We start from the raw sequence: 19,936 nt of genomic DNA, 5'->3' as shown, positions 1-19,936 counted from the left end.
TTATTTCTCCTGCTTGCGCAAGAACAGCGCGGACAGCCAGAGGAAGGCCGGACAAAACAGCGTCAGCGTCAGCAGGTCGGCCAGCATGTCACTCAAACCAAGGCCCTTGGTGAACGCGCCGACGCTCATATGCATGTAGTAGCTGGTGGGCCACAGCGAGCCCATCAGGCGCGCACCGCCTTCCAGTGTCGAAACCGGCTGCATCATCCCGGAGAACTGCATGGTCGGCAGCAGCGACAGGATTGCGCCGGCGAACACGGCGGCGACCTGGCTCGAGGTGAAGGTCGAGATGAAAAGCCCGTAGCCGGTGGCCGCCGCTACGTAGAGAAACGCGCCGAGGACCAGGGCGAGCATGTCCCCCTTGATGGGGACCTTGAAGAGAAACAGCACGGTCGCCGTCATGATGAAAAAGTTGATCATGCCGACGCCGATGTAGGGCAGCTGTTTGCCGATGAGGAATTCCAGGCGCGTTGTAGGCGTGGCGTAGAAGTTCGTAATCGTGCCGATCTCCTTTTCGCGGGCGACGCTGACGGCCATCAGAATGGCGAGAAACATCATGAGCAGCATGGCCGGTACTGCCGGCCCGATTGCATAGATGCTCTCGGCTGTCGGGTTGTAGCGGTAGCGGACCTCGATGCTGGTGGTCGGTTCTGCACTCCGTGGCGCGCTGGACTCTCGGTCCCGCTGTTGGGTGAACAGATTATGTGCCTGCTCGACATACCCCTCGATGGTGCCGGCGCGTGAGGTGTTGGCGCCGTCGATCCAGGCTGCGACCTGCCAGTCCGAGCCGCGTTTTACCAGGCGCCCGAAGTCCGGGGCAATCTCGATGGCCAGGGTGATGTCGTTTGACTTCAGGCGCTGTTGCATCTGCTCGGCGCTGTGGATGGGCGTCTTTTCGGTGAAGTACTGCGAGCTTGAGAAATTGGCCAGATAGGCCCGGCTCTGTGGCGTGTTGTCATGGTCAAACGCCGCGTAGGTGAGGTTGGTCACGTCGCTGGAGACACCGAAACCGAAGATCAAGAGCATGATGAACGAGCCCAGGAACGCGAAGACGAGCCGCACCGGATCGCGCATCAGCGACAGCGTCTCGCATTTGGCGTAGGCGAGCAGGCGTCGCAGCGGCATGAAGACCGCGCGGCTGCGGGACGACGTCACGACGGTCCTCAGGATCTGCCCCTGGGTCGGCGCTGTTTCGGGCGCGCGGGAAGCACGCTCGGCGTCCTCGATATAGGCGATGAACGCCTCCTCCAGATCCGCCGCCCCTTTGGGGGCGATGACGTTCTGCGGTGTGTCGCAGACCAGGACTCGCCCCGCGTGCATCAATGAGATGCGGTCGCAACGCGTCGCCTCGCTCATGAAATGCGTGGAGACGAAAATGGTGACATTGCGATTTCGCGAGAGATCGCCCAGCAGCCTCCAGAACTCGTCACGTGCCTGCGGGTCGACACCCGAGGTGGGTTCATCGAGGATCAGCAGCTCGGGATCGTGCACGATCGCCACGGCCAGAGAAAGACGTTGGCGCAACCCTAGCGGCAGCGAATGGGCGCCAGCATCGGCATAGTCGACAAGGCCGACGTCGATCAGGAGTTTGGCGATACGCGCCTTGACGCGGTCGGCTGGCAGATGAAAAAGGCGGGCATGAAGCAGCAGGTTCTGCTGTACGGTGAGTTCGCCATAGAGTGAGAACGCTTGCGACATGAAGCCGACGCGCTGGCGGATCGACAGGTCATTGGCGTCGACCGGTTTTCCACATACCTGGGCCTGTCCCTCGCTCGGCGCCAGCAGCCCGGTCAGCATTTTCATGGTCGTGGTCTTGCCACAGCCGTTCGAACCGAGGAAGCCGAAGATTTCTCCGCGCTCGATGGAGAAACTGACGTGATCGACGGCCGTGAAACTGCCGAAACGGCAAGTCAATTGGGTCGCGACAATGACCGGGGGCTCCGTGCTCGGTTGACGCGGCGAAATGACGAGCCGCCCAGAGGTCGATTTTCGCCCCGGTTGCAGGGCGACAAAGACGGATTCGAGGTCTTGTTCACCGGTCTTCTCGCGCAATTCATCGGCCGTGCCGCAGGCGAGCACTTTCGCGTGGTCCATCACGATGAGCCAATCGCAATAGCTCGCTTCATCCATATAAGCGGTGGAGACGATGACGCTCATCGTCGGTCGCTCGCGCCGCAAGTCTGCGATGAGATTCCAGAACTGCCGGCGTGACAGCGGATCGACCCCGGTGGTCGGCTCGTCGAGAATAAGCAGGTCGGGATCGTGAATGAGCGCGCAGCACAGGCCGAGCTTTTGCTTCATGCCGCCCGACAGTTTTGCGGCAGGTCGGTCAAGAAAGGGCAGCAGGCCGGTTGCGCTCGCCAGGCGCCGAGTACGCGCCTCGCATTCCGAGGCGCTCAGACCGAAAAGCGCGCCAAAGAAGGCCAGGTTCTCGCGGACGCTGATTTCCTGATAGAGGTTCTTGCCCAGTCCTTGCGGCATGTAGGCAATGCGCGTGCAGACGGCACGACGATGACGCGCATTGCCCATACTGCCGTCCAGGACCGTGACCGCTCCAGCCTGTAGCTTTCGCGCCCCGGCGATCAGCCCCAGCAGTGTGGATTTACCGGCACCATCAGGGCCGATGACACCGGTCATCCGAGCGCTTGGCACTTGGAGCGACACGTCGTCGAGCGCGCGGACCTTGCCATAGCCATGGGTTACGTCGCAGATATCGGCGATCAAGGGGCTGTACGCTGGCATCGTCAAGGCCCCGCATCAACCGGATCATCCTCGATGCGTTTTTGCAGGAAGGCCGGCCAATCGGGTGGATTGGGGTCGAGGCGTACATAGCCGACGCCACGGGCCCCGGTTTTCACCTGTTCGATGTGACGTTCGACGAGGCTTGTCGGGACGCGCAATTTGACCCGGAACATCAGCTTGTCGCGTTCGCTGCGGGTTTCGACTTGTTTGGGCGTGAACTGAGCTTCTGGCGATACGAAGCTCACTTGGGCCGGGACGGCGAAATCGGCGCCGTCGAACTGAATCCGCCCTTGCGAGCCGATTGGCACGCGCATGGCCTGCTCGGAGGGGAGATAGATTTCCATGTAGATCTGCGACAGATCGATGAGCGTCAGGACCTTGCCACCGGCCGAAAGGACTTCCCCTGGATTGGCCAGGCGATAAAGAACGCGGCCCCGCACCGGCGCTCGCAGGAGGGTATCGGCGATCTGGGCGTCGACCTGATCGACCAGTGCTTGCGCGGCAGCGACCGATCGTTCACGTGCCGTCACGGTCCTCTGCGCGGCTTCAAGGATCGCGCGGGCAGAGTCGTTTTCACTCTGTGCCTGGTCGCGGTCGTCCTGGCTGACTGCGCCGGTCTCGACGAGCTTGAGCACCCGGCCAAGCTTGGCTTTCTTGAGCACCAGTTCGGCCTGCCGTTGAGCGACAGTCGCCTTCGCCTCGAGCATCGAGGCTTGCTCTGAAGCCACGTCGGCGACGTATTTGGCGCGCTGGGCCTGCAACTCCGTGATATCGATGCGCGCCAGCACTTGTCCCGCGGTGACCAGGTCGCCCTCCCGGACGAGCACCTCCTGAATGCGCCCGGCCGACTTCGCGGCGATGTCGACCTGGTCGGATTCAATCCGTCCGTTGCCCGATACCAGCCCTTCCGGCAGCTTGCCCTGCTGGCCCTTCCACCAATACCAAGCGCCACCAGCGCCGCCTGCCAAGGCGATGGCAAGAACGAGAAGGACCTTTGCGGCAACACGCCGCCAAGCAGGTTTTGCGTCGTTACTCGGGGTGGTCGTCACGATCGGATCCCTGGCGTGAAGTGAGGAGCTCAAGCGTTTATCGTGCCGCGCACTTTGATCTACGGCGTCCTGTGAATACCCAAGTCAGTTTGTTCCCTTGGATGTTGCCCATTAACCGCCGGGCATGGCGTTGATCTTTATCAATCAATTGCGCGGGTGCTTACCTTGCCGATGGGCGCGGAGGAGGACCGTCCTGTGGATAACTTCCTTAGGTTTTTTTCATTTTTGCAGCCCTTACTGTTTCTCATCTGCGGGTGTATCGTATTCGCCTTTTGCGGGCCCAACGGTTCGCCGCGGATTCATAGGTGGTTGCATTCATGTCCTTTACCCGTCGCCAAATACTCGGTGGCCTGGCCGGTCTTGTTGTCGTTGGCGTGGGTGCAGGCGGCGCATCGCGGTACTGGCTGGGGAAGATGGCCGATGCCGAGGCCGGTCACGACTATGAATTGATCGCCGCACCGCTGGATGTCGAGCTGGTGGCCGGGCACAAGACCCAGGCCTGGGCCTTCGGTCCGTCGGCGCCGGGTACCGAATTGCGGGTGCGCCAGGGTGAATGGTTGCGGGTGCGCTTCATCAATCACCTGCCGGTCGCCACCACCATTCATTGGCACGGGATCCGTTTGCCGTTGGAGATGGACGGTGTGCCGTATGTCTCGCAATTGCCGGTGTTGCCGGGCGAGTATTTCGATTACAAATTCCGCGTGCCGGACGCCGGCAGCTATTGGTATCACCCTCACGTCAACAGCAGCGAAGAGCTCGGGCGTGGGCTGGTGGGGCCGTTGATCATCGAAGAACGTGAGCCCACCGGCTTCAAATACGAGCAGACCCTGAGCCTCAAGAACTGGCATGTGGATGAGCAGGGCGAGTTCGTCGCCTTCAGTATTCCCCGTGAAGCGGCCCGTGGCGGGACGGCCGGGCGTCTGTCGACCATTAATGGCGTGCCGCTGCCGGTGATTGATCTACCGGCCGGACAGATCACTCGGGTACGCTTGCTCAACCTGGACAATACCCTGACTTATCGCATCAACATTCCTGGCGTCGAGGCGCAGATCTACGCCCTGGATGGCAACCCCATCGAGCCGCGCCCGTTGGGCAAGGAATACTGGCTGGGCCCGGGCATGCGCATTTGCCTGGCGATCAAGGCACCTCCAGCCGGCGAAGAGTTGTCGTTGCGCAATGGTCCGGTGCGGCTGGGCACTTTGCGCTCCGTGCCCAACAATGATGCGCCGACCCAGTGGCCGCCCGCGCTGCCACCTAACCCGGTGGCCGAGCCGGACCTGGCCAATGCCGAAAAACTCAACTTCAATTTCGAATGGGTTGGTTCGGTGTCGGTCAATGTCGACAACGGCAAGCCGCCGAGCCTTTGGCAGATCAACGGCCAGGCTTGGGACATCACCGACAAGACCTGCGCCGATCGGCCGATTGCTACGCTGAAGAAAGGCCAGAGCTATATTTTCGAATTGAAGAACATGACTCAGTACCAGCACCCGATCCATTTGCATGGCATGAGCTTCAAGGTGATCGCGTCGAACCGGCACAAGGTCATCCCGTATTTCACCGACACTTACCTGCTGGGCAAGAACGAGCGGGCGCAGGTGGCGCTGGTGGCGGATAACCCCGGGGTATGGATGTTCCACTGCCATGTGATCGACCACATGGAAACCGGCCTGATGGCCGCCATCGAGGTGGCGTGATGCGCCAGATTCGCCCTGCCAGGATCATCGACCGCAGCCGTGACCAGGACTTCATGCGCCAAGCCCTGGCCCTCGCCGCACAAGGCGCAGCCCTGGGCGAAGTGCCGGTGGGCGCGGTGCTGGTGCAGGACGGCGAGATCATCGGACGCGGCTTCAACTGCCCGATCAGCGGCCATGACCCCAGCGCCCACGCGGAAATGGTTGCCATCCGCGCCGCCGCCCAGGCGGTGAACAACTATCGCCTGCCCGGCAGCACGCTGTATGTGACGCTGGAGCCGTGCAGCATGTGCGCCGGCCTCATCGTCCACTCGCGTATCGCCCGGGTCGTCTACGGCGCCCTGGAGCCCAAGGCCGGCATCGTGCAGAGCCAGGGGCAGTTCTTCAACCAGGGTTTCCTGAACCATCGGGTGATGTACGAGGGCGGGGTGTTGGCTGAGGAATGCAGCACCGTGCTGAGTGAGTTCTTCAAGGCCCGAAGAGCCAAATCCCAAGGTTGACCACATACCCTTGTGGCGAGGGAGCTTGCTCGCGCTGGGCTGCGTGTAGGAGCTGCCGAAGGCTGCGATCTTTTGATCTTGATCTTTCGCTCTGGACTCAATTGGCTGTGGAAAGATCGCAGCCTCGTTGCACTCGACAGCTCCTACACAGCTCCTACACAGCTCCTACGGGCGCAGCCGAGCGGGAGCAAGCTCCCTTGCCACAATGATTGGCAGCCCTTAAGTGAGCAGGTTGCTCTGACACAGGCGGCTGGCGCGATTTATTTACGCGCCACAATCACCGCCCGCATCGGCGCCGGCAGTCCTTCGATGGTTTTGCTGTGGTCGGCGGGGTCGAGGAAATCACTTAGCGACTGATACTTCATCCACTCGGTGCTGCGCTGCTCCTGCACGGTGGTCAGGCTCACGTCCACGCAACGCACATCGCTAAACCCGGCGCGGCGCAGCCAGCGCTCCAGGGCCGGGACCGACGGCAGGAACCACACGTTGCGCATCTGCGCGTAGCGGTCCTCGGGCACCAGCACCTGGTGTTCGTCGCCCTCGATCACCAGGGTTTCCAGCACCAGTTCGCCACCTTTGACCAGGCAATCCTTCAAGGCCAGCAAGTGTTCGATCGGCGAGCGCCGGTGGTAGAACACGCCCATGGAAAACACCGTGTTGAAACCTTCCAGCTCCGCTGGCAGGGCTTCGAAGGGGAACGGCAAATGCCAGGCGTTGGGCTGCGACAGGTAGCGTTGCACCGCCTGGAACTGACAGAAGAACAGCCAGTTGGGGTCGACGCCGATCACTGTGTCGGCCCCGGCACCAAGCATGCGCCACATGTAGTAGCCGTTGCCACAGCCCACATCGAGGATGCGCTTGCCTTTGAGGTCCAGGTGCGGGGCCACCCGGGACCACTTCCAGTCCGAGCGCCATTCGGTGTCCACGTGCACGCCAAACAGGTCGAAAGGCCCTTTGCGCCATGGCGACAGGCCCATCAACGCGGTACGCATTTGCGCACGGGTTTCGTCGGAACAATCGGTGTCGAGGGTCAGACCGTTCTGCAGGTCGACCGTGGTGGGGTGCAAGGCCGGCAGCGCATCGAGCGCGCTTTGCCAACGCTCCAGATCGCCATGGCCCTTTTCCATCTTGCTATCGAGTTGCGCCTGCAACGTCGCTGCCCAATCGGCCAGGGGCGTGCCGGCCAGATGGCGGGCGAGGGGGGACAGATCAATCATGGCAGGGCAATCAACGAGGCGAAGTTAAGACACTGGAACCACGGCACGACTTTCGAGAACCCGGCCGCCAGCAGGCGTTCGCGGTGTTCTTCGAGGCTGTCGGGCTTCATGACGTTTTCGATGGCGCTGCGCTTCTGGGCAATTTCCAGCTCGCTGTAGCCGTTGGCGCGCTTGAACGCCACGTGCAGGTCGGTGAGCAGGGCGTGTTCCTCGGCATCGTTGAAACGCAACTTTTCCGACAGGATCAGGGCGCCACTGGGCAGCAAGGACTGGCGGATGCGGCTCAACAGTGCGGTGCGCTGGTCCGGCGCGATGAATTGCAGAGTGAAGTTCAGTGCCACCACCGAGGCTGGCTGGAACGCCAGGGCGAGGATGTCGCCTTCGATCACTTCCACCGGCAGCAGCTCCTGGAACATCGAGTCCTGGCCGTTGAGGTATTGGCGGCAGCGTTCGACCATGGCCGCCGAGTTATCCACTGCGATCACCCGGCAACCGTCAGTGCGCACGTGGCGGCGCAGGGCCTGGGTCACGGCGCCCAGGGACGAGCCCAGGTCGTAGAGCACGCTATTGGGCTGGGCGAATTGCGCGGCGAGCACGCCGAGGTTTTCGACGATGGTCGGGTAACCCGGCACCGAACGCTTGATCATGTCCGGAAACACCCGCACCACGTCCTCGTTGAAGGCGAAGTCCGGCACTTGGGCCAGGGGTTGGGCGAATAGGCGATCGGGGTCTTTGCTCACGGCGGTTCCAGCGGCATGGGTGGTGAAAAGGCCGGCATTTTAACCAAAAAACCTGTGGGAGCGAGTTTTGTGGGAGTAAGGCTTGCTCCCACATTGATCTTTGTTCAGTGCCGCCTTTGGGTAAACGCCGACGCCGTAATCCCCCATTGGCCCAGCCAGTAACTGACGATGATCAGGTAAGGCGCAGCATGGAAGGGTTGCACGAACCGGTTGATGCCGATCAGGCTGTCGGAGAACACAAACGCCAGCGCCCCGGCGGCGGCCAGCCAGGCGGAGCGTTTCGGCACGCCGGTGCCCAACCGCGCCAACGCTCGCCAAAGCATGGCGCTGATGGCCAGGCCATAGACCATCACCGGCACCAGCAACGGCCCAAGGCCGTTCGACACCAGGATCCCCAACAGCACCGCACCGATGCCCAAGGCCAGGGCCAATGGCAGCAGTGCCGGGCGGCGGCAGTCGCTGAGGTAGGCTTTCAGGTAGGCCAGGTGCGCCAGCAGAAATGCGCCAAGGCCGAATACGAACAGATCCCCCGGCCAGGCCAGCAACACGTCACCCACCAGTGAAAAAATCAGCCCGAGGCTGATCCAGCGCCGATAGTCACTGGGCGGTGCATCGTGCAGCCAGCCAAGCAGGGCCAGCACCGGCATGGGCTTGACCAGCAGACACAAGAATGTGGCGTGCACGGTCAGGCCGTACAGGTAGGTGGCTGCGCCCATCAGGGCAAGGATCAGCCAGCCCACGGTCACTTCACCGAAATGGCGCAGTCGAAGGTTTCCACGGGCGGCACTTCCGGGGCCCAGGGCTGTTGGTAAGTCAGGCGCAAGCGTCCGGTGCCGGCGCTGAATGCCTGGAAGCGCCAGGTCGAGACACCCGCGGCGCCGACGATGCCAGCGTCTTCCGGGTTGCGATAAACCTCCGGTCCCAGGCCTTTCAACACGCCACCGGCCGAATCCTGGATCGCCCAGCGATAACCGGTGGTGGGGTTGCTGGGCAGGCTCAGGATCAGGTTTTGCCCATTATTGAGCCGCACCGGGCACTGGCTCAGTTTTTCCACGGTCACGTTGTGTTTCGGTTGCATGGCGCAGGCGCTCAGCAGGGCGAGACTGAAGGGGACGAGCAGGCGGGTGAGGGACATAAGGGCAACGGCTCCGGCATTTACGACGAACGGCGAGCATAACCGAAGATGCTACTAGGTGTGTCAGCTGGGCATAGGTTGTTGCTGATGCCGCCTTCGCGGGCAAGCCTTGCTCCCACAATGGATCTTTGTTGCCCACAAAATCTGTGAGCGACATTTAACCCTGTGGGGCAAGGCTTGCTCCCAATGGATCTTTGTTGCCCACAAAGTCTGTGAGCGACATTTAACCCTGTGGGCAAGGCTTGCTCCCACAATGGATCTTTGTTGCAGACAAAATCTGTGAGCGACATTAACCCTGTGGGAGCAAGGCTTGCTCCCAATGGATCTTTGTTGCAGACAAAATCTCTGAGCGACATTTAACCCTGTGGGGCAAGGCTTGTTCCCACAATGGATCTTTGTTGCCCACAAAGTGTGTGAGCGACATTTAACCCTGTGGGGCAAGGCTTGTTCCCACAATGGATCTTTGTTGCCCACAAAGTCTGTGAGCGACATTTAACCCTGTGGGAGCAAGGCTTGCCCGCGATGGGGCCCGCACAAGCGCTAGAGGAGCATCAGAACAACACCTTCGCCACATCCGCAAACCGCTTGGCAAAGTGCACCGTGACGCCTTCCTTGAGGTAGTCCGGCAGCTCTTCGAAGTTGCCCCGGTTGGCTTCCGGCAGGATCAGCTCGTTGATTTTCTGCCGTCGCGCCGCGATGACCTTTTCGCGCACCCCGCCAATCGGCAGGACGTGCCCGGTGAGGGTCAATTCGCCAGTCATGGCCACGCCTTTTTTCGGCGGCTGGTTGCGGGCCAGGGATAGCAAGGCGCTGGCCATGGTGACGCCGGCGCTCGGGCCGTCCTTGGGCGTGGCGCCTTCGGGTACGTGCAGGTGAACGAAGGCCTCGTCGAAGAATTTCGGATCGCCGCCAAATTGCTTCAGGTGCGAACTGACGTAGCTGTGGGCGATTTCCGCCGACTCCTTCATCACGTCCCCCAGTTGCCCGGTCAGCTTGAAGCCGCGATTGAGGGTGTGGATGCGCGTCGCCTCGATCGGCAAGGTCGCGCCGCCCATGCTGGTCCAGGCCAGGCCGGTAATCACCCCGACGCCAGACAACACCTGCTCGTTGCGAAACACCGGTTTGCCCAGGGAGGCCTCGAGGTCCTTCGGCCCGAGCTTGATCACGGCCTTGGGGTCGTCGATCAGCTTCATTACCGCCTTGCGCACCAGTTTGCCCAGCTGTTTCTCCAGCTGTCGCACCCCGGCTTCACGGGCATAACCGTCGATCAGGGCCTTGAGGGCGCTGTCGTTGATACTCAGGCTGCCCTTGGACACGCCGGCCTTGGCCAGTTGCTTGGGCCACAGGTGGCGCTTGGCAATGGCGACTTTTTCTTCGGTGATGTAGCCCGACAGGCGGATCACTTCCATCCGGTCCAGCAATGGCCCGGGGATCGAGTCCAGGGTGTTGGCGGTGCAGATGAAGAGCACTTTCGACAGGTCCAGGCGCAGGTCCAGGTAGTGGTCGAGGAATTCGACGTTCTGCTCCGGGTCGAGGGTCTCCAGCAGGGCCGAGGCCGGGTCGCCCTGGTAGCTCTGGCCCATCTTGTCGATCTCGTCGAGCATGATCACCGGGTTCATCACTTCGACATCTTTCAGCGCCTGCACCAGCTTGCCCGGCTGGGCGCCGATGTAGGTACGCCGATGGCCCTTGATCTCGGCTTCGTCGCGCATGCCGCCGAGGCTGAAGCGGTAGAACGGCCGCCCCAGGGATTCGGCGATGGATTTGCCGACGCTGGTCTTGCCCACGCCCGGCGGGCCGACCAGCAGCACGATGGAACCGCTGATCTCGCCTTTGTAGGCGCCGACGGCGAGGAACTCCAGGATGCGGTCCTTGATGTCGTCCAGGCCGGCGTGGTGCTGGTCGAGCACCTTGCGCGCGTGCTTGAGGTCAAGCTTGTCCTGGCCGTACACGCCCCACGGCACCGAGGTCGCCCAATCCAGATAGTTGCGAGTAACGGCATATTCCGGCGAACCGGTTTCCAGGATCGAGAGTTTGTTCATTTCCTCTTCGATGCGCTTCTGCGCCTGGGCCGGCAGCACCTTGCCTTCGAGCCGCTGCTCGAACTGTTCGATATCGGCGCTGCGGTCGTCCTTGGTCAGCCCCAGCTCCTGCTGGATGACCTTGAGCTGCTCCTTGAGAAAGAACTCGCGCTGATGTTCGCCGATCTTGTTGTTGACCTCGGCGGAAATCTCTTTCTGCAGCCGCGCCACTTCGACTTCCTTGCGCAGCATCGGCAGGACTTTTTCCATGCGCTTGAGCATGGGCACGCAATCGAGCACTTCCTGCAGTTCACTGCCGGTGGCGGAGGTGAGCGCAGCGGCAAAATCGGTCAGCGGCGAAGGGTCGTTGGGACTGAAGCGGTTGAGGTAGTTCTTCAGCTCTTCGCTGTACAGCGGATTGAGCGGCAGCAGCTCCTTGATCGCATTGATCAGCGCCATGCCGTAGGCCTTGACCTCGTCGGTCGGTTCGCTCGGCTGGTGCGGGTATTCGACTTCCACCAGGTACGGTGGGCGATGGTGCTTGAGCCAGGTGCGGATACGCACACGGGTCAGGCCCTGGGCGACAAATTGCAGTTTGCCGCCTTCCCGGCTGGCGTGGTGCACCTTCACCAGTGTGCCGTACAGCGGCAGCTTCGAGGTGTCGAAATGGCGCGGGTCTTCCTGGGGCGAGTCCATGAAGAACAGCGCCAGGGAGTGATGGTCGGACTTGGCCACTAACTCCAGGGTCTCGGCCCACGGTTCTTCATTGACGATGACCGGCAACACTTGGGCCGGGAAGAAGGGACGATTGTGGATCGGGATGATGTAGACCTTGTCTGGTAAATTCTGGCCAGGCAGGGCCAGGCCGGTGCCGGAGGAGGTGTGTTCGATGTGTTCGGAGTCGGCGTAATCGTTCGTGGCTTCAGTAGAGTGCTGGTCGCTCATGGGGCACCTGCGCAATGGGGTATGGGTCTTAGATGGGGCAGGTGGGGGGCGGTTTCAATGGCGGGTGATTGTTAGCGGCTATTTCATTGGCCGGTTTTTCCCCTGTAGGAGCTGCCGGAGGCTGCGATCTTTCCCCTGACGCTTGAGTCTCAAGTGAAAGATCAAAAGATCAAAAGATCGCAGCCTCCGGCAGCTCCTACGGGAGGCGCGTCAGGCAACCCGGTTCAAGTCGTTATGACGCGTTTCTTTCAGGCACAGTACGGCGATCACGCTGAGCAGCGCGGCCGCTGACACATAGCCCCCGACATAACTCAAACCACCCATCGCCACCAATTTCTGGGCGAAGAACGGCGCGGCCGAGGCGCCGACGATGCCGCCCAGGTTGTAAGCCGCCGAGGCGCCGGTATAGCGCACGTGGGTCGGGAACAGTTCCGGCAGCAAGGCACCCATGGGAGCGAAGGTCACCCCCATCAGGAACAGCTCGATGCACAGGAACAGCGCCACGCCGCCGGTCGAGCCGTGGGTCAGCAGCGGTTCCATGAGGAAACCCGAGGCAATTGCCAGCACACCGCCGACGATCAGCACCGGCTTGCGGCCGTAGCGGTCGCTGGCCCAGGCCGACAGGGGCGTAGCGGCGGCCATGAACAGCACGGCAACGCACAGCAGGCCCAGGAAGGTCTCGCGGCTGTAGCCCAGGGTGGACACGCCGTAGCTCAGGGAGAACACCGTCGAGATATAGAACAGCGCGTAACACACCACCATCGCCGCGGCGCCCAGCAAGGTTGGCGCCCAGTACTGGCTGAACAGCTCGACCAACGGCACCTTCACCCGCTCCTGGCGGGCCATGGCATTGGCGAACACCGGGGTTTCATGGAGCTTGAGCCGAACATAGAGACCAACGATCACCAGCACGGCGCTGAGCAGGAACGGAATCCGCCAGCCCCAGGCGCGAAATTGCTCATCGTCCAGGCTCATGGCCAGGGTCAGGAACAGCCCGTTGGCTGCCAGGAAGCCGATAGAGGGCCCCAGTTGGGGGAACATGCCGAACCAGGCACGTTTGCCTTTAGGCGCGTTCTCGGTGGCAAGCAGCGCCGCGCCGCCCCATTCACCGCCCAACCCCAGGCCCTGGCCGAAGCGCAGCACGCACAGCAGGATCGGCGCCCAGGCGCCGATGCTGGCGTAGCCGGGCAGCACGCCGATGAGGGTGGTGCACACGCCCATCAGCAGCAGGGACGCCACCAGCGTCGACTTGCGCCCGATCCGGTCGCCGAAATGGCCGAACAGCGCAGAGCCCAGCGGACGGGCAAGGAAGGCGATGCCGAACGTCAGGAAGGACGACAGCATCTGTGCCGTGCCTGAGGTTTGCGGGAAGAACACCGGCCCGATCACCAGGGCCGCAGCCGTGGCGTAGACGTAGAAGTCGTAGAACTCGATGGCGGTGCCGATGAAACTCGCGGTGGCCACGCGGGTGGTCGAGTTTGTCGGCCGGGTCGGCACAGCCTCGTTGCAGGTAGCGGTCGTCATGCAGTTATCCCTGACAGTCATGGGCTCCGTTGGAGCGAATTATTATGGTCGAACACCCAGGGATGTGGGCGGGTATCCTTTCGCTGTTTCGGGTAGGAACAGGCGCAGGGCTGATGCGGATTTTGCCGATGGTCGGGCCGGAACCGGCTGGGTGCGGGTAAGCACCGGGTTCGGGCGGGGCTGGGTAAGCGGGTTGAGTATAGGAAGGAGGCTAACGATTCAACAAGGTAGCTTGCACACAATATCGGAGCGTGTGATGAGCTTTTGTGGCGAGGGGATTTATCCCCGCTGAACGGCGCTGCAGGAGCCGTGTAGGAGCTGTGTAGGAGCTGTGTAGGAGCTGTCGAGTGCAACGAGGCTGCGATCTTGTTCCAGACAATTGAGTCACAAGTGAAAGATCAAGATCAAAAGATCGCAGCCTTCGGCAGCTCCTACACGGCTCCTACAGCGCCGTTCAGCGAGAGCCAAGCTCCCTTTCCAGGGGATGTCAGGAAACGGCAGGCACCGAACTGTTATGCCACGCCAGCACCTGGCTGACACGGTTGTCCACGGTTTCGATGATTTCCAGTCGGTAACGGCCAATCTTCAGGCACACCGGGCTTTCGGGGATGGTTTCCAGGGCTTCGGTCACCAGCCCGTTGAGGGTCTTGGGGCCGTCGCAAGGCAGATGCCAGCCCAGGGTCCTGTTCAACTCGCGGATCGACGCGGCGCCATCGATCATCAGGCGACCATCAGGTTGGGGATGGACGTGGGGGTTGTCGAGGCTGTGCTCGCTTTCGAATTCGCCGACGATTTCTTCGAGGATGTCTTCCAGGGTGACGATGCCCAGCACTTCGCCGTATTCGTCCACCACCATGCCCAGGCGCCGCTGCTGCTTGTGGAAATTCAGCAGTTGCAGTTGCAGTGGCGTGCTTTCGGGGACGAAGTAAGGCTCGTGGGAGGCGGCCAGCAGCGCTTCCTGGGTCAGGCTCGCATCCGCCAGCAAATGACGGATCTGGCGCGTGTTGAGCACCGCTTCGACCTGGTTGATGTCGCTGTGGAACACCGGCAGGCGGGTGTGACGGTTCAGGCGCAGTTGTTCGATGATTTCGCCGATGGGGTCGTCGAGATTGATCCCGTCGACCTCGCTGCGGGGCACGAGGATATCGTTGACGGTGATGTTGTCCAGGGCGTGGATGCCGGAAACCGGGTGCAATCGGCCGCTGCTGTGCTCAGGTTCATGCTCGCTGCGCGGTGGCGCGGGCATTTCGTCGTCGCTCTGTTGCACCATGCTGGCCTTGCGCGCGAATGGACGCAGCAAGAACTGGCTGGTGCCATTCAACAGCCAGGCAAGCGGATAGAGGATCTTCAACGGTATGCCAAGCAAGGCGTTGCCCAGCGCCAGCACCGCGTCGGGCTGGCGGGTGGCCAAGGTGCGCGGCAGGTAGTCGGCGAACACCAGCAGGGCGGCGCTGGTGCCGAGCCAAGCCACCCAAGGGCCGTTTTCCAGCCAGGTAAAAATCGCCAGCAAGGTGCCGATGACCACGGCCAGGGTGCGACAGAGGGTATTGCACAGGATCAGGCTGGCCAGCGGGAATGTCAGCGTTGCCAGCGGTTTGTCACTGGCGCGCGAGGCTGTGCGCTGGGCCAGCAAATGCTGCTGGGCGGCTTCGATGGCGGTGAACAGGGCCGACCAGAGGATCAGCACCACCAGCACGGCAAACAGCGGCGCCACGGGCAACGTATCCATCAGGGCCTTCCGTCACACATGCAGGATGTATTCGCGGACCAGCTTGCTGCCGAAGTACGCGAGCATCAGCAGGCAGAAACCGGCCAGGGTCCAGCGAATCGCCTTGTGGCCGCGCCAGCCGAGGCGGTTGCGCCCCCACAGCAGCACGCTGAAGACGATCCACGCCAGGCAGGCCAGCAGGGTCTTGTGCACCAGGTGCTGGGCGAACAGGTTCTCGACGAACAACCAGCCGGAGATCAGCGACAGCGACAGCAGGCTCCAGCCAGCCCAGAGGAAGCCGAACAACAGGCTCTCCATGGTTTGCAGTGGCGGGAAGTTGCGGATCAGCCCGGACGGGTGCTTGTGCTTGAGCTGGTGGTCCTGCACCAGTAGCAGCAAGGCCTGGAACACCGCGATGGTGAACAGGCCATAGGCGAGGACCGACAGCAGGATGTGGGCAAGGATGCCCGGCTCTTCGTCGATGATCTGCACCGTGCCCGACGGCGCGAACTGCGCCAGCAGCACCGTGGCCAGCCCCAGCGGGAACAGCAGCACCAGCAGGTTTTCCACCGGGATGCGCGAGCAGGCCAGCAGCGTCAGGGCGATCACGGCGACGGCGATCAGGCTGGCGGCGTTGAAAAAATCCAGGCCCAGGCCGATCGGCGTCATCAGGTGGGTATAAAGGCTGGCCGCGTGGCCGAGCACCGCCAGCACGCCAAGCGTGACCAGCAGGCGTTTGTTCGCCTTGGCGCCGTTGGCCAGGCGGGTGCCTTGATAGAGGGTCGCAGCGGCATAAAGGCAAGCGGCGGCGAGCGTGGCAAGCAAGCTGGGTGACAAGGGGAGCATAAATCCTGTTAGGCAAGCCCGAAAGGCGCTGAGTTTGGCATAGAACCCCCTCCGCACGAAAGACCACAGCAACTGACAGCAAGGTGTACGTTGCCCGCTTCTTCGCTATAATCCGCGACCTGCCCACGCCGCAGGCTCGCCGAGCACATTTTTCACGGTCTGGGCCGCCATTATCCCGGTCTCATCTGGGCCTGAAAGGATCGCGCATGTTTGAAAACCTAACCGACCGTCTCTCGCAGACGCTGCGCCATGTCACCGGCAAGGCGAAACTGACCGAGGACAACATCAAAGACACCCTGCGCGAAGTGCGCATGGCGTTGCTCGAAGCCGACGTCGCCCTGCCGGTGGTCAAGGACTTCGTCAATTCGGTCAAGGAACGTGCCGTCGGCACCGAGGTGTCGCGCAGCCTGACACCGGGCCAGGCGTTCGTGAAGATCGTCCAGGCTGAACTCGAAAGCCTGATGGGCGCCGCCAACGAAGACCTGAACCTGAGCGCCGTACCGCCAGCTGTGGTGCTGATGGCTGGTCTGCAAGGCGCGGGCAAGACCACGACGGCCGGCAAACTGGCGCGCTTCCTTAAAGAGCGCAAGAAGAAGTCGGTGATGGTCGTGTCGGCGGACATCTACCGTCCGGCGGCGATCAAGCAACTGGAAACCCTGGCCAACGACATCGGCGTGACGTTCTTCCCGTCCGATCTGAGCCAGAAGCCGGTGGACATCGCCCAAGCGGCTATTAAAGAAGCAAAACTGAAATTCATCGACGTGGTCATCGTCGATACCGCCGGTCGCCTGCACATCGATGAAGAGATGATGGGCGAGATCAAGGCGCTGCATGCCGCGATCAACCCGGTGGAAACCCTGTTCGTGGTCGATGCCATGACCGGCCAGGACGCGGCCAACACCGCCAAGGCGTTCGGTGATGCACTGCCGCTGACCGGCGTGATCCTGACCAAGGTCGACGGTGACGCCCGTGGCGGTGCCGCGCTGTCGGTACGCGCCATCACCGGCAAACCGATCAAGTTCATCGGTATGGGCGAGAAGAGCGAAGCGCTTGAGCCGTTCCACCCCGAGCGTATCGCTTCGCGCATCCTCGGCATGGGCGACGTGCTCAGCCTGATCGAGCAGGCCGAACAGACCCTCGACAAGGACAAGGCCGACAAACTGGCCAAGAAGCTGAAGAAGGGCAAGGGCTTCGACCTCGAAGACTTCCGCGACCAACTGCAACAGATGAAAAACATGGGCGGCCTGGGCGGCCTCATGGACAAGCTGCCGAACATCGGTGGTGTGAACCTGGCGCAGATGGGCAATGCCCAGGGCGCGGCTGAAAAGCAATTCAAGCAGATGGAAGCCATCATCAACTCCATGACTCCGGCCGAGCGCCGCGACCCTGAGCTGATCAGCGGTTCGCGCAAACGCCGCATCGCCATGGGTTCCGGCACCCAGGTGCAGGACATCGGTCGCTTGATCAAGCAGCACAAGCAGATGCAGAAGATGATGAAGAAATTCTCCGCCAAGGGCGGGATGGCCAAGATGATGCGCGGCATGGGCGGTATGTTGCCCGGCGGCGGCATGCCGAAAATGTAAAGAATCTGCGCCGGCTGTCATGTCGGCGTTGCCCCGCACGGATGCGGGGATCTCCAGCAAACCCGCGCTACGCGGGAGCTGACTTGCCGTTTTTCATGACGGCTCTATGGCAAATCTTGATCGCATGGCGCCAGGCGCCGGAAAAAGACATTTGCAAAAGTCCGGATATTCCTTAGAATATGCGGCCTTTCGGGCACCTATGCCCGCTGTGCATTTAGATTTGCAGCACCGACTACAGGAACGATGTTCACATGCTAACAATCCGTCTTGCCCTTGGCGGCTCCAAAAAGCGCCCGTTTTACCACCTGACCGTAACCGACAGCCGCAACCCGCGTGACGGTTCCCACAAGGAGCAGGTTGGTTTCTTCAACCCTGTTGCCCGTGGTCAGGAAGTTCGTCTGTCCGTGAACCAAGAGCGCGTAGCCTACTGGCTGAGCGTTGGTGCACAACCTTCTGAGCGCGTTGCTCAGTTGTTGAAGGAATCGGCTAAGGCTGCGGCCTGAGCAATATGAACGCGACGCCAAAAGATGCTGATGATTTGATCGTTGTCGGCAAGATCTATTCTGTACATGGCGTTCGCGGCGAAGTGAAGGTGTATTCCTTTACTGATCCGATCAAGAACCTGTTGGACTACAAAACCTGGACGCTCAAGCGCGAAGGTAGCGTGAAACAGGTGGAGCTGGTCAGCGGACGTGGGAACGACAAGTTCCTGGTCGCAAAGCTCAAGGGTCTCGATGATCGTGAAGAAGCGCGTCTTCTGGCCGGTTATGAGATCTGCGTGCCGCGCAACCTGTTCCCTGAACTGACCGACGGCGAGTACTACTGGTACCAGCTGGTGGGTCTGAAGGTCATCGACCACCTCGGGCAATTGCTCGGGAAAATCGATCACCTGCTCGAGACCGGTTCGAACGATGTCATGGTGGTCAAGCCTTGCGTCGGCAGCCTGGATGATCGCGAACGCCTGTTGCCCTATACCGAGCAATGCGTGTTGGCCGTCGACCTTGCCGCAGGCGAGATGAAGGTGGAATGGGATGCGGATTTCTAAACGTGGCTAACTTGCGCGTTGAAGTCATCACATTGTTTCCCGAGATGTTTTCCGCCATCAGCGAGTACGGCATAACCAGCCGCGCGGTGAAACAGGAGCTGTTGCAGCTCACCTGTTGGAATCCGCGGGACTACACCACGGATCGACATCACACTGTGGACGATCGCCCGTTTGGCGGTGGTCCGGGCATGGTGATGAAGATCAAGCCCCTGGAAGATGCGCTGGTTCAGGCCAGGACGGCAGCCGGGGAGGGTGCGAAGGTGATCTACCTGTCGCCCCAAGGCCGCCAGCTGACTCAGTCGGCGGTACGCGAGCTGGCGAATTCGGATGCATTGATCCTGATTGCCGGCCGTTATGAAGGCATTGACGAGCGTTTCATTGAAGCTCATGTCGATGAAGAGTGGTCGATTGGCGACTATGTACTGTCTGGCGGCGAGCTGCCGGCGATGGTCCTGATCGATGCGGTTACACGACTGCTGCCTGGAGCTTTAGGGCATGCAGATTCCGCTGAGGAAGATTCCTTTACGGATGGTCTGCTGGATTGCCCGCACTACACCCGACCGGAGGTGTATGCGGATCAGCGTGTTCCCGACGTGTTGCTAAGTGGCAACCACGCGCACATCCGGCGTTGGCGTTTACAGCAGTCCCTTGGTCGGACCTATGAACGACGCGCCGATCTTCTGGAAAGCCGCTCGCTTTCTGGAGAAGAGAAGAAGCTGCTCGAGGAATACATCCGCGAGCGGGACGATAGTTAACAACGTATCGATGGTGAGTCCGACGACTCGCCTTAGGAGCACAGCATGACTAACAAAATCATCCTTGCACTCGAAGCAGAGCAGATGACCAAAGAAATCCCTACCTTTGCCCCAGGCGACACCATTGTCGTTCAGGTGAAAGTGAAGGAAGGCGACCGTTCCCGTCTGCAAGCGTTCGAAGGCGTTGTTATCGCCAAGCGTAACCGTGGCGTGAACAGTGCATTCACCGTTCGTAAAATCTCCAACGGTGTCGGCGTAGAGCGTACTTTCCAGACCTACAGCCCGCAAATCGACAGCATGGCTGTCAAGCGTCGCGGTGACGTGCGTAAAGCCAAGCTGTACTACCTGCGTGACCTGTCGGGTAAAGCAGCTCGCATCAAGGAAAAACTGGCTTAAGTCCAGCTTCCGATGCAAAAAAAGCAGCCTGCGGGCTGC

The 19,936-nt window shown here is 61.3% G+C and carries 17 protein-coding genes; 7 read left to right on the top strand and 10 right to left on the bottom strand.

Going from position 1 to position 19,936, the window contains the following annotated elements; all coding sequences use genetic code 11:
* The gene (rbbA, locus tag AC09SL_RS18685) at positions 1 to 2,742 is read right to left on the bottom strand and encodes a ribosome-associated ATPase/putative transporter RbbA (RefSeq protein ID WP_058546171.1); all 2,742 of its coding nucleotides are present in this window, start codon (positions 2,740 to 2,742) and stop codon (positions 1 to 3) included.
* A gap of 2 nt (positions 2,743 to 2,744) precedes the next feature.
* Positions 2,745 to 3,791 (bottom strand): HlyD family secretion protein, encoded by a 1,047-nt coding sequence (locus tag AC09SL_RS18680; protein ID WP_058546170.1) that lies wholly within the window; start codon positions 3,789 to 3,791, stop codon positions 2,745 to 2,747.
* A gap of 317 nt (positions 3,792 to 4,108) precedes the next feature.
* Between AC09SL_RS18680 and AC09SL_RS18675 the strand changes: the two genes are divergently transcribed.
* Together AC09SL_RS18675 and tadA are read left to right on the top strand one after the other, a co-directional pair.
* Positions 4,109 to 5,485, top strand: coding sequence for a multicopper oxidase family protein (locus tag AC09SL_RS18675; RefSeq protein ID WP_058546169.1), 1,377 nt, complete (start codon positions 4,109 to 4,111; stop codon positions 5,483 to 5,485).
* A complete protein-coding gene (gene tadA / locus AC09SL_RS18670) occupies positions 5,485 to 5,982 on the top strand; it encodes a tRNA adenosine(34) deaminase TadA (protein ID WP_058546168.1) in 498 nt (165 codons plus the stop codon). Before AC09SL_RS18675 ends, tadA begins: the two co-directional genes overlap by 1 nt.
* A gap of 260 nt (positions 5,983 to 6,242) precedes the next feature.
* Here the strand turns inward: tadA and cmoB are convergent, their stop codons facing one another.
* The 8 genes from cmoB to AC09SL_RS18630 all read right to left on the bottom strand — a co-directional run bounded on the left by cmoB (position 6,243) and on the right by AC09SL_RS18630 (position 16,118).
* Entirely contained in the window at positions 6,243 to 7,199 is a 957-nt protein-coding gene (gene cmoB, locus AC09SL_RS18665; RefSeq protein WP_058546167.1) for a tRNA 5-methoxyuridine(34)/uridine 5-oxyacetic acid(34) synthase CmoB, read from the bottom strand.
* Positions 7,196 to 7,939: a carboxy-S-adenosyl-L-methionine synthase CmoA gene (cmoA, locus tag AC09SL_RS18660; RefSeq protein ID WP_058546166.1), complete on the bottom strand. Its 744-nt coding sequence runs from the start codon at positions 7,937 to 7,939 to the stop codon at positions 7,196 to 7,198. Before cmoA ends, cmoB begins: the two co-directional genes overlap by 4 nt.
* A 104-nt stretch (positions 7,940 to 8,043) precedes the next feature.
* Positions 8,044 to 8,679, bottom strand: coding sequence for a lysoplasmalogenase (locus AC09SL_RS18655; protein ID WP_058546177.1), 636 nt, complete (start codon positions 8,677 to 8,679; stop codon positions 8,044 to 8,046).
* A gap of 2 nt (positions 8,680 to 8,681) precedes the next feature.
* A complete protein-coding gene (locus AC09SL_RS18650) occupies positions 8,682 to 9,074 on the bottom strand; it encodes a protease inhibitor I42 family protein (protein ID WP_058546165.1) in 393 nt (130 codons plus the stop codon).
* A 551-nt stretch (positions 9,075 to 9,625) separates the two neighbouring features.
* Positions 9,626 to 12,040 carry an endopeptidase La gene (gene lon / locus AC09SL_RS18645; protein WP_058542690.1) on the bottom strand — a complete coding sequence of 805 codons (2,415 nt, stop codon included), beginning with the start codon at positions 12,038 to 12,040 and terminating at the stop codon, positions 9,626 to 9,628.
* A gap of 210 nt (positions 12,041 to 12,250) precedes the next feature.
* Positions 12,251 to 13,564 (bottom strand): MFS transporter, encoded by a 1,314-nt coding sequence (locus AC09SL_RS18640; RefSeq protein WP_058542689.1) that lies wholly within the window; start codon positions 13,562 to 13,564, stop codon positions 12,251 to 12,253.
* A gap of 487 nt (positions 13,565 to 14,051) precedes the next feature.
* Entirely contained in the window at positions 14,052 to 15,293 is a 1,242-nt protein-coding gene (locus tag AC09SL_RS18635) for an HlyC/CorC family transporter (RefSeq protein ID WP_058544501.1), read from the bottom strand.
* A gap of 12 nt (positions 15,294 to 15,305) precedes the next feature.
* Positions 15,306 to 16,118: a cytochrome C assembly family protein gene (locus AC09SL_RS18630; protein WP_058544502.1), complete on the bottom strand. Its 813-nt coding sequence runs from the start codon at positions 16,116 to 16,118 to the stop codon at positions 15,306 to 15,308.
* Between the two features lie 206 nt (positions 16,119 to 16,324).
* On the opposite strand from AC09SL_RS18630, the gene ffh reads away from it, so the two are divergent.
* The 5 genes from ffh to rplS all read left to right on the top strand — a co-directional run bounded on the left by ffh (position 16,325) and on the right by rplS (position 19,897).
* On the top strand, positions 16,325 to 17,701 hold the full coding sequence (ffh, locus tag AC09SL_RS18625; protein WP_003198085.1) for a signal recognition particle protein: 1,377 nt from the start codon (positions 16,325 to 16,327) through the stop codon (positions 17,699 to 17,701).
* Between the two features lie 251 nt (positions 17,702 to 17,952).
* A complete protein-coding gene (gene rpsP, locus AC09SL_RS18620; protein ID WP_003198088.1) occupies positions 17,953 to 18,204 on the top strand; it encodes a 30S ribosomal protein S16 in 252 nt (83 codons plus the stop codon).
* A 5-nt stretch (positions 18,205 to 18,209) separates the two neighbouring features.
* On the top strand, positions 18,210 to 18,746 hold the full coding sequence (rimM, locus tag AC09SL_RS18615) for a ribosome maturation factor RimM (RefSeq protein ID WP_058544503.1): 537 nt from the start codon (positions 18,210 to 18,212) through the stop codon (positions 18,744 to 18,746).
* Positions 18,728 to 19,501 (top strand): tRNA (guanosine(37)-N1)-methyltransferase TrmD, encoded by a 774-nt coding sequence (gene trmD / locus AC09SL_RS18610; protein WP_170845966.1) that lies wholly within the window; start codon positions 18,728 to 18,730, stop codon positions 19,499 to 19,501. Before rimM ends, trmD begins: the two co-directional genes overlap by 19 nt.
* A 45-nt stretch (positions 19,502 to 19,546) precedes the next feature.
* A complete protein-coding gene (rplS, locus tag AC09SL_RS18605) occupies positions 19,547 to 19,897 on the top strand; it encodes a 50S ribosomal protein L19 (RefSeq protein ID WP_003175895.1) in 351 nt (116 codons plus the stop codon).
* Positions 19,898 to 19,936 lie beyond the last annotated feature (39 nt).

The organism is Pseudomonas sp. PF05, assembly GCF_056521845.1.
Note: the sequence above shows the minus strand (reverse complement) of the source record. Positions and strands in the feature narration are given on the sequence as shown.

Coding starts and splice junctions, on each gene's coding strand:
- rbbA (WP_058546171.1), bottom strand. CDS start 2,742: ATGCCAGCGTACAGCCCCTTGATCGCCGATATCTGCGACGTAACCCAT.
- AC09SL_RS18675 (WP_058546169.1), top strand. CDS start 4,109: ATGTCCTTTACCCGTCGCCAAATACTCGGTGGCCTGGCCGGTCTTGTT.
- tadA (WP_058546168.1), top strand. CDS start 5,485: ATGCGCCAGATTCGCCCTGCCAGGATCATCGACCGCAGCCGTGACCAG.
- cmoB (WP_058546167.1), bottom strand. CDS start 7,199: ATGATTGATCTGTCCCCCCTCGCCCGCCATCTGGCCGGCACGCCCCTG.
- AC09SL_RS18650 (WP_058546165.1), bottom strand. CDS start 9,074: ATGTCCCTCACCCGCCTGCTCGTCCCCTTCAGTCTCGCCCTGCTGAGC.
- lon (WP_058542690.1), bottom strand. CDS start 12,040: ATGAGCGACCAGCACTCTACTGAAGCCACGAACGATTACGCCGACTCC.
- AC09SL_RS18640 (WP_058542689.1), bottom strand. CDS start 13,564: ATGACGACCGCTACCTGCAACGAGGCTGTGCCGACCCGGCCGACAAAC.
- AC09SL_RS18635 (WP_058544501.1), bottom strand. CDS start 15,293: ATGGATACGTTGCCCGTGGCGCCGCTGTTTGCCGTGCTGGTGGTGCTG.
- AC09SL_RS18630 (WP_058544502.1), bottom strand. CDS start 16,118: ATGCTCCCCTTGTCACCCAGCTTGCTTGCCACGCTCGCCGCCGCTTGC.
- ffh (WP_003198085.1), top strand. CDS start 16,325: ATGTTTGAAAACCTAACCGACCGTCTCTCGCAGACGCTGCGCCATGTC.
- rpsP (WP_003198088.1), top strand. CDS start 17,953: ATGCTAACAATCCGTCTTGCCCTTGGCGGCTCCAAAAAGCGCCCGTTT.
- rimM (WP_058544503.1), top strand. CDS start 18,210: ATGAACGCGACGCCAAAAGATGCTGATGATTTGATCGTTGTCGGCAAG.
- trmD (WP_170845966.1), top strand. CDS start 18,728: ATGGGATGCGGATTTCTAAACGTGGCTAACTTGCGCGTTGAAGTCATC.
- rplS (WP_003175895.1), top strand. CDS start 19,547: ATGACTAACAAAATCATCCTTGCACTCGAAGCAGAGCAGATGACCAAA.